Origin of the sequence: Ahrensia sp. 13_GOM-1096m (assembly GCF_000620605.1) — a bacterium.
GTDB lineage: Bacteria > Pseudomonadota > Alphaproteobacteria > Rhizobiales > Rhizobiaceae > Ahrensia > Ahrensia kielensis.
Genome location: NZ_JIAX01000015.1, coordinates 36137 through 50279, shown reverse-complemented (window position 1 = coordinate 50279; position 14143 = coordinate 36137). Strand labels below are relative to the sequence as shown.

At 46.9% G+C, this 14143-nt stretch carries 20 protein-coding genes; 4 read left to right on the top strand and 16 right to left on the bottom strand.

Features of this window, described 5'->3' with window-relative positions; genetic code table 11:
- Window positions 1-26 precede the first annotated feature (26 nt).
- The 6 genes from N530_RS0113505 to N530_RS0113480 all read right to left on the bottom strand — a co-directional run bounded on the left by N530_RS0113505 (window position 27) and on the right by N530_RS0113480 (window position 3317).
- On the bottom strand, window positions 27-308 hold the full coding sequence (locus tag N530_RS0113505; RefSeq protein ID WP_155852007.1) for a hypothetical protein: 282 nt from the start codon (window positions 306-308) through the stop codon (window positions 27-29).
- Between the two features lie 170 nt (window positions 309-478).
- Window positions 479-991 (bottom strand): hypothetical protein, encoded by a 513-nt coding sequence (locus N530_RS0113500; protein ID WP_026481120.1) that lies wholly within the window; start codon window positions 989-991, stop codon window positions 479-481.
- A 76-nt stretch (window positions 992-1067) separates the two neighbouring features.
- Entirely contained in the window at window positions 1068-1673 is a 606-nt protein-coding gene (locus N530_RS0113495) for an SCO family protein (protein WP_026481119.1), read from the bottom strand.
- Window positions 1670-2152 (bottom strand): copper chaperone PCu(A)C, encoded by a 483-nt coding sequence (locus N530_RS0113490; protein ID WP_051540962.1) that lies wholly within the window; start codon window positions 2150-2152, stop codon window positions 1670-1672. Before N530_RS0113490 ends, N530_RS0113495 begins: the two co-directional genes overlap by 4 nt.
- A 14-nt stretch (window positions 2153-2166) precedes the next feature.
- Entirely contained in the window at window positions 2167-2877 is a 711-nt protein-coding gene (locus tag N530_RS0113485) for a thioredoxin domain-containing protein (protein ID WP_026481117.1), read from the bottom strand.
- Window positions 2874-3317, bottom strand: a complete 444-nt coding sequence (locus N530_RS0113480; protein ID WP_081773976.1) for a disulfide bond formation protein B — start codon at window positions 3315-3317, stop codon at window positions 2874-2876. The genes N530_RS0113485 and N530_RS0113480 overlap by 4 nt, the downstream gene beginning before the upstream one ends.
- Before the next feature lie 283 nt (window positions 3318-3600).
- On the opposite strand from N530_RS0113480, the gene N530_RS0113475 reads away from it, so the two are divergent.
- A complete protein-coding gene (locus tag N530_RS0113475; RefSeq protein ID WP_026481115.1) occupies window positions 3601-4509 on the top strand; it encodes a cation diffusion facilitator family transporter in 909 nt (302 codons plus the stop codon).
- Between the two features lie 28 nt (window positions 4510-4537).
- On the opposite strand, the gene N530_RS0113470 is transcribed toward N530_RS0113475, so the two are convergent.
- A complete protein-coding gene (locus N530_RS0113470) occupies window positions 4538-5347 on the bottom strand; it encodes a ZIP family metal transporter (protein ID WP_247869203.1) in 810 nt (269 codons plus the stop codon).
- 223 nt (window positions 5348-5570) lie between these two features.
- On the opposite strand from N530_RS0113470, the gene mntR reads away from it, so the two are divergent.
- Both mntR and N530_RS0113460 read left to right on the top strand, forming a co-directional pair.
- Window positions 5571-6038: a manganese-binding transcriptional regulator MntR gene (mntR, locus tag N530_RS0113465; RefSeq protein WP_051540961.1), complete on the top strand. Its 468-nt coding sequence runs from the start codon at window positions 5571-5573 to the stop codon at window positions 6036-6038.
- Window positions 6039-6179: 141 nt separating this feature from the next.
- Window positions 6180-6770 carry a transglutaminase-like cysteine peptidase gene (locus N530_RS0113460; RefSeq protein WP_026481112.1) on the top strand — a complete coding sequence of 197 codons (591 nt, stop codon included), beginning with the start codon at window positions 6180-6182 and terminating at the stop codon, window positions 6768-6770.
- Window positions 6771-6849: 79 nt separating this feature from the next.
- On the opposite strand, the gene N530_RS0113455 is transcribed toward N530_RS0113460, so the two are convergent.
- Complete coding sequence (locus N530_RS0113455) at window positions 6850-7044, bottom strand: hypothetical protein (RefSeq protein WP_026481111.1); 195 nt, start codon at window positions 7042-7044, stop codon at window positions 6850-6852.
- Window positions 7034-7531, bottom strand: coding sequence for a signal peptidase II (gene lspA / locus N530_RS18195; RefSeq protein WP_051540960.1), 498 nt, complete (start codon window positions 7529-7531; stop codon window positions 7034-7036). Before lspA ends, N530_RS0113455 begins: the two co-directional genes overlap by 11 nt.
- A gap of 316 nt (window positions 7532-7847) precedes the next feature.
- Between lspA and N530_RS0113445 the strand changes: the two genes are divergently transcribed.
- On the top strand, window positions 7848-8432 hold the full coding sequence (locus N530_RS0113445) for a transglutaminase-like cysteine peptidase (RefSeq protein WP_051540977.1): 585 nt from the start codon (window positions 7848-7850) through the stop codon (window positions 8430-8432).
- A gap of 39 nt (window positions 8433-8471) precedes the next feature.
- Here the strand turns inward: N530_RS0113445 and N530_RS0113440 are convergent, their stop codons facing one another.
- From N530_RS0113440 to N530_RS0113410, 7 genes are all read right to left on the bottom strand, one after another.
- Window positions 8472-9041 (bottom strand): DedA family protein, encoded by a 570-nt coding sequence (locus tag N530_RS0113440; RefSeq protein WP_202899084.1) that lies wholly within the window; start codon window positions 9039-9041, stop codon window positions 8472-8474.
- Between the two features lie 174 nt (window positions 9042-9215).
- Window positions 9216-10715: a multicopper oxidase family protein gene (locus N530_RS0113435; RefSeq protein WP_035267183.1), complete on the bottom strand. Its 1500-nt coding sequence runs from the start codon at window positions 10713-10715 to the stop codon at window positions 9216-9218.
- Between the two features lie 104 nt (window positions 10716-10819).
- Complete coding sequence (locus N530_RS18190) at window positions 10820-11545, bottom strand: TVP38/TMEM64 family protein (RefSeq protein WP_211097909.1); 726 nt, start codon at window positions 11543-11545, stop codon at window positions 10820-10822.
- A gap of 83 nt (window positions 11546-11628) precedes the next feature.
- Entirely contained in the window at window positions 11629-12405 is a 777-nt protein-coding gene (locus tag N530_RS0113425; RefSeq protein ID WP_211097908.1) for a DsbA family protein, read from the bottom strand.
- 7 nt (window positions 12406-12412) lie between these two features.
- A complete protein-coding gene (locus N530_RS0113420) occupies window positions 12413-12952 on the bottom strand; it encodes a disulfide bond formation protein B (protein WP_026481106.1) in 540 nt (179 codons plus the stop codon).
- 2 nt (window positions 12953-12954) lie between these two features.
- Window positions 12955-13443 carry a cytochrome c gene (locus tag N530_RS0113415; RefSeq protein WP_026481105.1) on the bottom strand — a complete coding sequence of 163 codons (489 nt, stop codon included), beginning with the start codon at window positions 13441-13443 and terminating at the stop codon, window positions 12955-12957.
- A gap of 14 nt (window positions 13444-13457) precedes the next feature.
- Window positions 13458-14138 (bottom strand): L,D-transpeptidase, encoded by a 681-nt coding sequence (locus N530_RS0113410; protein WP_035267211.1) that lies wholly within the window; start codon window positions 14136-14138, stop codon window positions 13458-13460.
- Window positions 14139-14143 lie beyond the last annotated feature (5 nt).

Here is a 14143-nt window from a genome sequence, read left to right as displayed (position 1 = left end):
GGCGAGCCGGTATTAATGAACTCGAATTATACTTTTGGTGGGCGTAGCAATTTGAAATAGTTTTCAGAAAGCACGATTTCAAAACTCATCATATTTTCAATATGTGATGTGATGACGAAATTCTGTCCCATTTCTTCAGGCACCATGAATACTGCGTGCGTTAAGCAGTGTTCGTTACTGTTGGCATCAATATCAAGTGACTGCGGTCTTGCAAAATCTGTTTCAGCTAAAACGGTCGAAGCATGCCCAACATCTTTGATGGACGGATGCTCAAAGGCCGCCTTTGCCGCATGCATAGAAAAAAACATACATGTTAGAAGCATGAGCGCACACAATAGAACATTTGAGCCTTTTAAAACCATGCAGTCTTTATACCGCGATTAAAGTCAACACGCAGTAAACATTTGCGTGAAATAGATTTTTGAGTTTTTGCAGATAAATTCTGTTGCAGTTTAGGCACAATTACTGTTTTGCCAATTCATTCACCATCAAGCAATCCGTGGTGATGATCTGTGGGATCGGTGCCAAACGGTAAAACCATTGCGGATGCTTCGACTGGCTGCCCGTCGACAAGTTGAAACAGCATACGGAGCTTATCGGCTTTGACATTATTGAGTACAGCAGCATCGACAATGAGGCGGAATAAGCCCTCTTTAGCGGTAAATTCGCTTTTAGGTGGTATTACTTTTGGCATAGAGGCGTTCTGCCATTGTAAGTCTCCATTTAGTTCTTTTGATTTTTGAAGAGTGAATACTAGACCGGATTGATCGGTAATTCTGGCTAAGTAGATACCCTGTTCGGTGCCGTTCCAAATGGTGAAATACGCTTGTGCATTCGGAGCACCTCGCAACGGTCTTATTATTTCGAGATGTTCAAGCGCTATCTTATCATTCAACATCAATTTTGCGTCCGATGCTGTATGGCCTGCCCCAGCTGACAATATCAGGGACAGCAGGACCACGAAGCGGCTGACGCCGGAATTGGATTTCATTTCTACTTCCTATCTATCGATATCAACGACAGCGGTGCCGCTGATTGACGTTAGAATACCAATCTGGTCTGGTATTCTAACGTTCGAGAATGGTTCGTTTGATTTTCGGCAAAGCCTGTTCTCTGGATTCATGATAATCGATTGTGCGCGCAAAGCGGCCATCTGCACGAAAGAGATATACACCTGATGTATGATCCATCGTATATTCGCCGTCGTCTGTTTCAACACGCTTGTAGGTTATTCCGAATAACCTCGCTGCTTCACGAATTTGCGCCTGATTGCCGACCCAGCCTTTAACTATTGGATTGAAATAACTGAGATATTCTGCCACGGCGTCCACATTATCGCGCTCAGGGTCTACTGTGATAAAAACCACGTTCAAGGACTTCGCGTCATCGCCTAGCGCTGCTATCCATGACGATATGTCATTCAACGTGGTTGGGCAAATATCCGGGCAGTAGGTGAAACCGAAGAACACCATTGTAGGCAAACCGACCAGTTCTCGTGGGTGAACTGTAAGCCCCAGATGATCTGTCATCTGAAAGTCCATATTGGCCAACGAAACTGGTACGTATCTGGGCCCGTCTTTTTTGCCGGGTCCATCAACCTGCCACCACCCAAAGGCGATGAGGACGGCTACAAAACAGATAGCAATACCGGCGGACTTAAAAGCTGACGTCATTTGGCGTCTGCGCTACGAGCGCCGATACTCAAAATTGGAACATTGAACAGCTTCTGCGAGCCATCATCAAAGATGAGAGACAAAGAAGTGGAAGCCCCTTCCAAAAGCGGCTCATTAAGCTCCATAAGCATAATGTGATAACTTCCAGGCTTAAACTCTAATGTTCCACCGGGCGATAAATGCACCTCTTCCACAGGTTTCATCGTTCCTACACCGTCGGCGCTTACCGACGTTTCGTGGATTGAACTTCGAACAGCAACTTCAGATACAACACCAGTAATAGTGATGATCTGCTCACCTGTATTGACAACGGTCAAATATGCTGCAGTTGGCCTCATGGTCCCAACACTGGCTCTAGCCCACGGTGAGGAAATTTGAACTAGCTCACTCTGAACAGCTTCTTGAGCCGACAAAACGCTGGGGAGAATTATGGCAATGAATGTTGTAAAGACCTTCATACATAACATTAGATGCTTCATAATCGTTGTCACCCTCACTTACTTACTTCGCGTGATTGCTCAACAGCTGCACGTACCTGCGCAATTAGTTGTTTTGCACCAAACTCAGCCAAAGGTTTTCCGTCGACAAAAAATGTCGGTGTCTGGCTGACGCCAACAGTCTGCACATCAGCTTTATCTTGATTGAGGATACCTACGATGCTGGGAGACTTAATTTGCCTGAGCGCCTCCTCCATATTAAGTCCCGCATCAGCAGCAATCTGTAGTATTTTTCTGGTATCAGGCGTGCCATGGGAGGCCCACTCATCTTGATTGTTTAGCAGCGCTTCTTTGACAGGAACAAAAATGTTTTGAATACGTGCGGCCTCCAATATTAGAATTGCCAATTCAGATCCCTCGCCGTGAAATGCCGTATATCTCACTACAACTTTTACCTCTTCGGGGTACTCGGCCATTATGTCTTTCAAGATAGGGTAAAATGCACGGCACGCCTCACATGCCGGATCGAAAAACTCAACGATAGTCACGGACGCATCTTCTGGCCCCATAATTGGTGAATATGGACGCACCAGTGCTTCTTGAATTAGGCCGTTAACTTCATTTGACTCGGAAACAGCCTCGGATGCTTGGTTTTCCATCGACAGTTGCGGTTGTGAATTGTCCTGCTGAGAGACTAGCCAGCCACCCACCGCAAATGCTCCGAGTGCTAAGACGAGGGTAGCTGTAACTAAAGTTTTCCGATTCATTTTGTTACCTTCCGAAGAGCTAATAGAAATATAAGAATTATTGTGAAAGCGCCGATAGCTAACGCTGGAATAGGCAATCCTAATATCAGCATCGATTCACCGGTACATGACGGCCCGCTGGCTGTACAAGGGACAATAGGCGCTGGAATGATGCCGGCATATAAAAGCGTGTGGTAAATTGCGATCAGCAAGCCGAACCCAGCCATGGGTATTGCATAGAGCCAAACTCCCCAATCTGATCGCCATAGTGCGATGCCTAGTATCAAAGGAAGCGGGAGCATAAATACGCGCTGAAACCAACAAAGATCACAAGGAGCCTGACCAAGAACTTCTCCGATAAAGAGAACGGCCAATGAAGCGGTGAGAGCGATTGTCCAAGCCGCAAAAAGATATGCGAAGGTCCGTTCGTTACTCACTTGCTCATTAATAACGCTCGACATACCAATCTCCTCTGGCGTTCATTACCTAGATCAATCTGCCGGCATTGGAAGCTTTGGCCTTGAGCGCAAAACGACGCGGGAAACTATTAGGCAATCAATGACGCTTATAAAACCTCAGGTAGGTAGAGGTTCAAGAGATTTCTTCACAACAAACAATTGGAACAAATTCGAGTGTTAGCGCCTTATAACTCAAGAAGTGATAACGATTGTGCCTGTTGCATGCGTTTCTGGGATCGGCTGTTTGCTTTTCGCAAATGAAGCCAAAATATGAGGGGTAAGAGAATTGCCGCATGATCATTCACATCTTGACGCTGACTCTGGAGATAAGCGCGTTGGAATTGCTATATTTGCTAATGCGTTACTCACTGTCGTCCAGATAATTGGCGGAATTTATTCGGGTAGTCTGGCGCTTATAGCTGACGCCATCCATAATTTCTCAGATATGGCATCGCTCGTCATCGCTTTCGTCGCGCGCAAAATAGCGCGTCGTCCAGCTGATTCAAAAATGACTTATGGATACGGGCGAGTAGAGATTGTAGCCGCTCTGATAAATTATACCTCACTTATAATTATTGGGTTTTATCTGGTCTATGAAGGCGCAATGCGGCTCATTGATCCGCCAGAAATCGCAGGTTGTACAGTTGTGGTTTTGGGTGGAGTAGCGTTGATCATTGACGCGCTGACAGCATTGCTAACCTATTCAATGCAGAAGGGTAGCGTGAACATACGTGCTCTATTTCTACATAATCTATCTGACGCACTGGCATCGGTCGCAGTTATTATTGGCGGCTCGTTAATACTTCTCTACGATATCCGTTGGGTGGATCCCGCCATTACCATCGGTATTGCAGCCTATATCTTGTATTTGTCTTTCACCGAAATCGGTGGGCCAATAAGAACACTTATGCTGGGAAGCCCCCCCGATATTGATGCCGAAAAGGTGATTAGTTTGATAAAGCAGATTGATGGTGTCAAAGAATTGCACCATGCGCATTTATGGCAAATGGAAGAAGGAGAAGCCGCGCTCGACACCCATGTTGTCATCACGAGCGATCAAATCAGCAAGCTTGAATCCATCAAGTCTGACATAAAGACGTTGCTTGTTGAGGAATTTGGTATTCGACACTCAACGCTAGAATTCGAAAATTTGGAACACCGGCACAAAAATCTTTCCAAAATTGGACACGAATAATTAATCGCATCAGTTTTTAAACCGATAGTTATCCGAGCCATACATCCAAAAACAGCATGATGACCAAGCCAATAGCAAGCCCCATCGTTGCATGATTTTGATGACCGCTTCGGTGCGTTTCCGGGATAATCTCATGGCTGATGACATAAAGCATCGCGCCAGCGGCAAAGGCTAAACCCCACGGCAACAAGGGTTGCGCAAACACGATGACGCTAGCGCCAAACAGGCCGGTGACAGGCTCCACAAGACCTGTAAGCGCCGCAATCGAGAATGCGCGTTTCGCCGTATATTTTTCGCCAAGCAAAGCAACTGCAACAGCAAGACCTTCCGGCGCATTCTGCAATCCAATACCCAATGCGACGGGAAATCCACCCTCAAAGCCCTCTGCGCCGAAGGAAACACCCACGGCAAGACCCTCAGGGGCATTGTGGATGGTAATCGCAATTATAAAGAGCCAAACTCGTCTTAGCGAAGCAGCCTCTGGACCCTCCCGCCCTGAGCTAAAATGCTCATGTGGGATCAGTTCATTCAACAAGGCTACAGCACCCATCCCTATCAAGATAGCAATGCATACAATAAACGCTGGTATCGACCCATCGCCGTAACGGATTTCTGCAATATCCAATGCTGGAATAATTAATGAGAAAAACGATGCGGCCAGCATAACCCCGGCAGCAAAACCGAGCGAGACATCGCGCCACTTCCGTGATGGTGTTTTGCCAAACAGGACTGGTAAAGCTCCAACACTCGTCATGAGACCAGCGGCTAAGCTACCAAAAAAACCAAGCGCTATTGGTGACATGCCATCTATTGCACTGAAAATCTCGGAACCGTTCACGTCAACTCCCTGATAAATAGCCAATTCTTTGCTGGCGTTGTTTTTGATTCATTGCGCCAACAGGATTGCTGCGTTGGCCAAAGATCTTAATTAGCCTTTTACTTAAAACATAGCAATGGCTATATTATTATGGACTTAACCAACTTGCGTAGCATTGGCATGATTGCGTACTGTGATGACTGCTAGACTATCTCTGGCGTTTTACATTATGAGATGACCAAAAATGAGCACATTGAAGAAAACGGCAACAACTTCAGAGAAGTTCAACGAAACTGACTTGCAAGTTCATGGATTTCGCCAAACGCGTCACAATCGCCGCTTGGAACTTGTTGAAGATTACGTCGAGCTCATTGCAGATTTGATTTCTAAACATGGCGAGGCACGGCAAGTTGATATAGCACGAGAACTTGGCGTTGCTCAGCCGACTGTTTCCAAGATGCTCAAACGGCTTGCCGCAGAAGAAATGATTGTGCAAAGGCCCTATCGCGGCGTATTCCTTACCGACAAGGGAACTAAGCTGGCGAAGCACTGTCGGGAGCGTCATGTCTTAGTTAAAACGTTTTTAGTAGCGCTGGGCGTACCAGCTGAAGTTGCGAGCATTGATGCTGAAGGTATTGAGCATCATGTAAGTGAGCAGACAATTTCTGCTATAAAGAAATTTCTGCATTCTGATGACGCGGCCAGAAATTAAGGCTACACAGAGTAAACAAACTACTGCCAATATTATTTGTGTTTTAATCGCATTTACTTTTAATCCAAGTATCTGATTTTACAGAGATTTCAGCCCTTTATGATAGTCATATATTGACTGGCTAAATGGAGGATGGACCAAATGCTGCGCGCTTCACTGATGACTGCAATCTTAATCTTGTCAATAATTTCGGCAAATGCCAACGCACTGCACTTAAACCCTAGCCAGCCTGAGACAGCGTTCAGCATGCAGGCTTTCGGAGCAACAACGATACCTATTGGTTACTACGAGTATTGTAAGCGCTATCAAGCGCGCTGCGCGCGTCCTTCCGGCGGTTCTTACATCGAATTGACACAACAGCGTTGGACAGAAATCGTCGATGTGAACTATCAGGTGAACCGAACAGTCAAACCGTTGACTGATCCGGAAATCTTCGGCGTTGAAGAACTTTGGGAATACCCAAAAAACGTGGGTGATTGCGAGGATTACGTACTTCAAAAGCGCAAAGTTCTTAACGAGATGGGCTATCCACTTGGCTCGTTATTGATCACCGTCGCACGCGATGCCCAAGGCGGTGGACATGCGGTCCTTACTGTTGTGACCGATAGGGGTGATTACATTCTGGATAACGTCGAGCAAAATGTGATGCTTTGGAAAGACGCGGAACTCTATTATTTGAAACGCCAATCTGGATCCAATCCTAATACATGGGTTAGCTTAGTGCAAAACTGATGGCGCTCAAGTACAGCGGAGCTAAGACGTGGGAACAGGTTGGAGTCGTGAATTTGTGAAAATAGCAGGCCTAACTGCGCTAATCGGGCTTAAATTTTTCGATTAAATTCTCATTCGACTCTTTTTGTAAATGTGTAAAACTAATGGTGAAAATTACTCCTGCAAAAAGGAAAAGTAAAAACAAAAAAAGAAAATTCGATTTGCGCCGTTTATTGATGAGCTCTGCACCTGTGGTCGGATTAGCTGAATCATCCACTTTTTTCTCAAACATCATTTTTGTGTTCCTGCTCAATATGAGAGCTCGCTGAAGTCATGACAAGAAATATAGAGCCCAGCACAATAGCCATATCGGCTAAATTGAAAGCAGGCCAAGATAGTCCTGCTATCTGAATATCGATAAAGTCAGTCACCGCGCCTCGCAGGCTCCGGTCTATAATGTTGCCGACAGCACCGCCAGAAATTAGCCCCGCACATAAAGCTTCTGCTGTCGTACGGTTAAAAATGCCACCCCAAATAAATACAAAGACTGAAATGATTGATGTAAGAGCAATCAACAATATTTGTGAACTTTGAAACTGACTTGCAAACAACCCAAAACTCACTCCAGTGTTATGGCTCAAAACAAAGTTTAAATTTGGCAATACGGCAATAACACGCGGCGGGTGCATGATGACTTCAACAATTATAAGCTTGCTAATCTGATCGATACAAATGACAGACACCAACATGAATAATGTGAGATATAGATTTCGCCAGCTCATCTAAAAGCCACTTCTTTCAATTAAAATAAATAATTTATCTTACGCTGAGCGACTATAAAATCTCTAGTAGGGTGAGGTGCAAGAGCGAACCAGAAATAATTCTGAACCATAGCAGATCTAGCCGATGCATCTATTAGGCTCTGCTCAATCCACTTTTTTAAGTGCACTACACGTCACCACCGAACGAGCGTCGAGTTATTAACCATTTCTTAATCAAGTGACTTCGTTTGTTGATTCCAAGCATCGATAATGATTAACTTTCTATTAACAAAATGTTTGGAGAGATGATGTGAAGAAAACCGTCAATATATATGGAATGGCCAGTTCCATATTATTTGCCATCCTCTTTTCGACAACAGCCATAGCAACCCCTATGCAAACTGGAAAACTCACTTCGCAACCGATTGGCCACTATGAGTTTTGTCTCGCCTATCCTGATGAATGCAAACAGCTTCGAGGTATCGACATTAAACCAGTGAAGCTAACCAAAGATATTTGGTCATCCATGGTGAACATAAACTCAGCTATTAACATGGTCATAGAACCAAAAAGCGACCTAGATATTTATGGCCGTGAAGAAGTTTGGACATTCCCTGATCAAGCGGGTGATTGCGAAGACTACGTACTGTTAAAACGACAGATGCTAATCAACGAAGGCGTTTCGCCATCTTCTCTACTAATCACTGTTGTACGACGTCCTGATGGAGAAGGTCATGCAGTTCTCACGGCAAGAACCGACCGAGGCGACTTCGTACTTGATAACTTAACAAATCAAGTGAAGTCTTGGGATCAGACGCCCTACACGTACCTTAAGCGCCAGTCTATAAGGCACCAAGGGCATTGGGTTAGTATAGAAACAACTGACGACACGCTAGTGGGTTCGGTGACGAAATCCGAGTAAGAAGTCTTAACAGCTAGGTTCTTAAATAACGTACTTGAACTAGCTTTCGACCACTGCCTCCGGAATTTTGAATATTCGGCGCCACAAGAGCGCAATAATCAAAACTACAATGAGAAGAAGAACGAAACTGAAGGCGCCCCAACCCTGCTCTACAGCCCTTTCAATTGCGGACCCCAAGAAGTAGCCGGCCCCAACCATTAGTGTTGCCCACAAGAGTGCGGACGCGCAATTCAAAACTGTGAATTTTTGCCACGAGATTTCTGTTAGACCCACAGGCAAAGCACCTATGGTGCGCATGCCCTTTGGATAGCGATAGATGAAAATATATGCCAAGCCATAGCGATCAAGCAAAGTTATTGCCTTATCCGCTCTCAATTTTAGCTTGGGGCGAGATTTAAGGAAACCAGCGCCATATCGCTTTGCGACGAAGAAACGTAGTTCATCTCCCAAATATCCTCCAGCAAACGAAACTGCAACCACGAGAGACAAATCCAACGCTCCGAATTGAGCTGCGTATCCACCGAATAAGGGGAGTGAGCCACTCTTGAGTGCGCAATATCCAAACAGGAAAAGATAAACAGCCGTGCCGTGGTTATTGATGAGCGTCAAAATTTCTTCCACTTATTTTTTGGGATGATGGCGATCGGTGCTCATCATCAGCCACACCATTTTGGAATAGCAACGGGTCAAATGACACACTAAATCACAAGGGTAGTGTCTGGACAGCGCTTAAATAGGCCCAGACACTCGATTGCCGACAAAAGGGCTTTTATGTATCACGGCTCACGACACTATAAATTGACCCATCATACCTCGATCCTCGTGTTCAAGAATATGGCAATGATACATGAATGGGTTTTCCTGACTTGCCGGCATATCAAACTTAACTAGCAATTCGGTGACTCCGTCCACAACGACGGTATCTTTCCAACCGATGCTTTCTGGTTTCGGCTTGCCACTATTTTCGCTCAGCACTTGAAAAGCGACACCATGAATATGAAACGGATGAGCAAGCATTGAAGTTGAAACGATCCATTTTTCGACTGTGCCGAGTTTGATGCTCAAATCCATACGAGACATATCAAAGCTCTGACCGTTGATGCCCATGTTTGACATCATACCGCCGCCCATCATGCCACCACCCATCATTCCGCCAGACCCCGTGTTCATGTCGAGCGAGAATTGTCGAACGGCAATTTCCTTGTTTTCCAAGTTTGGTTCATCACCATTTAATTGATCAGGCAGAGCCGCGAATTCAGCAGGTAACCTTTCGTCGACAACAAAGGGCATAACGACGAAGGAACGATCAACCACATTATCGATCACCCCGCGAACACGTCCCATCATGCCCCCTGGCCCGGTGTTTGGATCACCTGCTGAGATCATTGTCATGGAGTTCCCGTTGCCAAAATCAACAAGTAGCTCTGCGCGCTCGCCAGGAGAAAGCCGAAGCGTATCAATGGCTCTTGGTTTGTCCAAGTACCCGCCATCTGTAGCGATCAGATGGAGCGAACGATCGTCGTCGGCCGACAGGGTGTAAATGCGTGCGTTCGATCCATTGATCAGGCGCAGCCTCACAATCCCCTTGGGGACAGAAGCCACAGCATTCACCTGCCCGTTCACCAAAATGGTGTCAGCCGTAAAGCCATGCATTGCGTCCATCATAGATAAATCATAGCTAAGTTGGCCCCGGCTCGTGAACCTGCGATCCTGAATAACCATCGTCAAGTCATCAACACCATACTCACTCGGAATGGCGCGATCTTCATCACGGTCATCGGTCACATGAATAATCCCTCCCAAACCCGCGTAAACGTCTGAAGCGGTCCGGCCATGAATGTGGGTGTGGTAGAAAGCGGTTGCAGGCTGCTGATTAATTTGCATTTGCGGCATCCAACTTTCGCCAGACATTATGGGAATGTGTGGGCCACCATCATGTTCACCGGGCACCAAGAGTCCGTGCCAATGGACTGTCACTGGGTTCCGCAACTCGTTGTTGACCTCAGCCTGAAGTGCGCCGTTTTTCATGCGGATTGTTGGACCAAGATAGCTTTGATTAAACCCAATTGTGTCAGACACCATATTCTCGAAGAAGGCAGTTTTCCCCGATTGTGCCGTCAGGTTGAGCTTGCCGCTGTTTGTCGTGTCCAGAAGCGGCGGCATCTTCAGGGCCGTGCGCTTGCTCAAGTCTACTTTCAAGTTCCCGGAATTTGCGGCTAGCGCATATGCACCACCAAGTGCGATTAGCGCGCCTCCACCGAGTAGAAAATTTCGACGTTTCATGATCGATTTCCTTTATGTGTTTGAAACAGAGCGTAGGCGTTCCACCAGATGGAAGGTCAAGGCTTAGTTGCGAGTGGCATGAGCATAATTGCCCATCCGCGATATCAAGCGATCGCTGGACGAATTTTCCGATAGACGAGCAACAGTAACGGTATCGCAACCGCTATCCCAAGAAGCGCTGAGAACCACATAGCGATATCGGTATCGCCATCAATTGCCATTTCTCCCAGATGTGCCATGAGAAACGCCGTAGGAATAACGCCGATGAGCGTAGCCAAAGCAAACCGCCATGTTTTGATGACACTTAGCCCAGCTACATAGCTAATCATGTCGAATGAAACGAAGGGTAACAACCGACTAAAAAAGATTGTCGCGGTTAGCGCATTCTGTGAGCCTAGAAGTCCCTTGTCTGCTTTTTCACCAAACCACTTTTGAATAGCATTTCGTCCAAGCCACTTGGATAAATAGAATGCGATCATCGCACCAATGAAAGCGCCTATGATAACATAAATCGTGCCAACCGTTTGCCCGTAGGCAGCACCGGCTGCAATCGCAATCGGCGCAGTTGGAATTGGACTGGCAACGACTGCGGCCACCATAAATCCAATGATAATCAACGGGCCCCAATTTCCCGCACGCTCAAACCAGGCTGCGATGTTATTGGAATTTACACTATTGAATAACGAGCCAATAAGACCTGACGCCCACAAATACCCCAGTATCGTGATTGCAATGAGCGTGATCGTTACCTTTAACCAGATCATCTTTGAAGACTTTTCAGGCACCATAAATTCCAATTCTTGATCGGCAAAGCCGTCCGCCGAAACCATTCGTACGCCTTCCAGCAGATGGAAGGTCAAGCAATATTAAACGTAACTCAGTCGGCATACGAAATCTCCATAAAACTATATGACTACTGGCTCTCAAGCCTTGCTTCATCGACCATTTGAACCAAACGGTCTGTCTCGACCAAGCCTGGTGCTATTGAATTTCCGATAATGAATGTTGGTGTGCCAGTGATGTTTAGACCTTCAGCAAGGCTCATTGAGACAGCGATATGATTATCGATCTCTGGAGCATTCATGTCAGCTTGCAGTTGCTCAATGTCCAACCCGATTGAAGCTGCGGTCTCCAATATAGCCTCTTCTTCCGCCCGGCCTTCCAGTGACATCAAAGCCCAATGAAACTCCTCGTATTTCCCTTGTTGCTGCGAAGCCAACGCAGCGCGCGCGGCAAACACCGAACCTGGTCCAAGAATCGGCCATTCGCGATACACGAGACGCACATTGTCATCGCGCTCCAACAGCGCTGCAATCTCTGGCTTTACACGTCTGCAGTAGGGACAATTATAGTCAAAAAATTCGACGATCGTTACATCGCCGTCAGGATTACCTAATATTGGTGCATTGGGATCACGCTCCAACTCATCGCGTCGATCCGATAAAATAGATGCTAGCTGCGCATCTTGGCGCTCTTGAGCGATCTCTTCCAATCGCTCGAAAGCCTGTTGGATTATTTCGGGATTTTCCATGATTGCTTCAAGCGCTAATTGCTTGATTTGGTCTTCGCTCATTTGCTCATCGGCTGTTGCGGGGACATACATCCAGGCAAGGGCAAAAATCACGAGCGCGCCGCGTAAGAGATGGATGATCATGTTGGATCGTGTGATAGCTTTAGTGTTGGCTCTCATGATGAACTCACTTTGCGTTGCTTGATTTGTTTGAAACTGACGTAGCGGCTAGAAAACAAGCCGCTGACAAGCCGATGCTGGCCACGACGTTCCAACCGGCAAATGAAAGGCCAAAAAATCGCCCAGCAGCTTCATTACAAGATGGAGGACGAGTGGTGGATAACGCGCCTAGCAAGTCGTTAGCATCAGTAGTGGAGAAATTGCCTCCAGCACCGCAGCTTGTGGGTCCAGGCCAGAAACCCCATTCTACGCCTGAGTGATACATCGCAAGTAATGTACTGCCGACAAATATGAGACCCGCAACCAAAAGGATAGCTCGAAGCGCTCGTTTGCTTAGGCTGCCGCCGAACGCAATCAATCCGGCCCCTAATAGCAATGGTATCGCAACATAATATGGTATTCTCTGCCATAGACAGAGTTGGCAAGGCAGATAGCCTGCGAACTGAAAGGCCCATGCTGAGCCAACCACTGCGAGCGCTGCCGTGCCAAGTGCCAGTGTAACGGATGCGGTTTTTTCGCGCGCAACATTTTGGAGGTCGGCGATCATATTTATTCCTTTGCTTGGTAGGATTTGTTCATTTCATCGTGGCTAGCTCGCGTTTCCTCGGACCATGTGCTTTTGATGTACGAAAGCACGGCGATGATTTCTTTATCGGACAATACACCCTCATAGGCTGGCATCGCAGACTCGTAGTTTTTCAAGTTGGCCGCTTTAACAACGCCAAGCTTGGTAATGTTGAACAAGACTTGATCAGGATGATGCCAGGTATGGCCAGTTTCATCGTGAGGTGGTGCCGGCATCTTCCCGTCTGCACCAGGGCTTCTCCAGTCGGCAACCTGCCCCTCCAAATTCACACCATGACAGGACGCACAGCTTTCGCGGTATACGCGCTTACCAATAGAAACGAACTCGCCGTTGTCGGGTAAAAGAATGCCTACAGTGTCAGCGCGACTTGGAAGCAACCAAAAGCTGACCGCAGCGGCAACGATTGCTGCACAAAGTAAAGCGAACAGCGTGAAACGGAAATTCCTATTCATTTTACCGTTCCACCCTAAACGACAATCAGCGTTGAGCCCTTGGGCACCCGTGCATAAAGATCAATGATGTCTTGGTTCATCAATCGAACGCAGCCGCTGGAGACCGCGGTGCCTATTGACCAGTATTCTGGCGAACCATGAATACGATAAAGTGTGTCGACGTTTCCCTCGAATATATAAAGCGCGCGAGCACCAAGTGGATTATCCAAGCCTGGCGGCATCCCACCATTGGCAGCGCTCCATTTTTCGAGTTCAGGTTCACGTTCGATCATTTCAGCAGGTGGTGTCCACTTTGGCCACTCCTGCTTCCAAGCGATCCGTCCTTCCCCAGACCACGAAAAGCCGGCACGGCCGAGACCGACACCATAACGCATCGCAGTGCCACCCTCTTCGACCAGGTAAAGAAAAAAGGTACTCGTATCGACGATGATCGTCCCCACTGGATATGGCGTCGTGTAATCGATTTGCCGACGCCAGAATTTTCGTGGAACTTTGTTTAAGTCGACGGATGGTAATGGAAATTGCTCCTGCGGCATTGGTCCATATGCAGCGACATAGTTTGGTGGAATTGAAGGCTCTTTGGGCTCAACAGGTTTGTCCGAAAAGACATCTGTGGTTGTGCAGCCGGTTACGGCAAGCCCCAACAGGCTTGCCGACCCAGTTACAAAACGTCGTCTATGGATCGTTTTGTTCATCAATG

Excerpts from the sequence above, each read along its gene's own strand:
- N530_RS0113410 (WP_035267211.1), bottom strand. The coding sequence starts at position 14,138 with ATGAACAAAACGATCCATAGACGACGTTTTGTAACTGGGTCGGCAAGC.
- N530_RS0113485 (WP_026481117.1), bottom strand. The coding sequence starts at position 2,877 with ATGAATCGGAAAACTTTAGTTACAGCTACCCTCGTCTTAGCACTCGGA.
- N530_RS0113445 (WP_051540977.1), top strand. The coding sequence starts at position 7,848 with ATGGCCAGTTCCATATTATTTGCCATCCTCTTTTCGACAACAGCCATA.
- N530_RS0113425 (WP_211097908.1), bottom strand. The coding sequence starts at position 12,405 with ATGAGAGCCAACACTAAAGCTATCACACGATCCAACATGATCATCCAT.
- N530_RS0113500 (WP_026481120.1), bottom strand. The coding sequence starts at position 991 with ATGAAATCCAATTCCGGCGTCAGCCGCTTCGTGGTCCTGCTGTCCCTG.
- N530_RS0113495 (WP_026481119.1), bottom strand. The coding sequence starts at position 1,673 with ATGACGTCAGCTTTTAAGTCCGCCGGTATTGCTATCTGTTTTGTAGCC.
- N530_RS0113480 (WP_081773976.1), bottom strand. The coding sequence starts at position 3,317 with ATGTCGAGCGTTATTAATGAGCAAGTGAGTAACGAACGGACCTTCGCA.
- N530_RS18190 (WP_211097909.1), bottom strand. The coding sequence starts at position 11,545 with ATGGTTTCGGCGGACGGCTTTGCCGATCAAGAATTGGAATTTATGGTG.
- N530_RS0113420 (WP_026481106.1), bottom strand. The coding sequence starts at position 12,952 with ATGATCGCCGACCTCCAAAATGTTGCGCGCGAAAAAACCGCATCCGTT.
- N530_RS0113435 (WP_035267183.1), bottom strand. The coding sequence starts at position 10,715 with ATGAAACGTCGAAATTTTCTACTCGGTGGAGGCGCGCTAATCGCACTT.
- N530_RS0113505 (WP_155852007.1), bottom strand. The coding sequence starts at position 308 with ATGTTTTTTTCTATGCATGCGGCAAAGGCGGCCTTTGAGCATCCGTCC.
- N530_RS0113490 (WP_051540962.1), bottom strand. The coding sequence starts at position 2,152 with ATGAAGCATCTAATGTTATGTATGAAGGTCTTTACAACATTCATTGCC.
- N530_RS0113415 (WP_026481105.1), bottom strand. The coding sequence starts at position 13,443 with ATGAATAGGAATTTCCGTTTCACGCTGTTCGCTTTACTTTGTGCAGCA.
- N530_RS0113460 (WP_026481112.1), top strand. The coding sequence starts at position 6,180 with ATGCTGCGCGCTTCACTGATGACTGCAATCTTAATCTTGTCAATAATT.
- N530_RS0113455 (WP_026481111.1), bottom strand. The coding sequence starts at position 7,044 with ATGATGTTTGAGAAAAAAGTGGATGATTCAGCTAATCCGACCACAGGT.
- mntR (WP_051540961.1), top strand. The coding sequence starts at position 5,571 with ATGAGCACATTGAAGAAAACGGCAACAACTTCAGAGAAGTTCAACGAA.
- lspA (WP_051540960.1), bottom strand. The coding sequence starts at position 7,531 with ATGAGCTGGCGAAATCTATATCTCACATTATTCATGTTGGTGTCTGTC.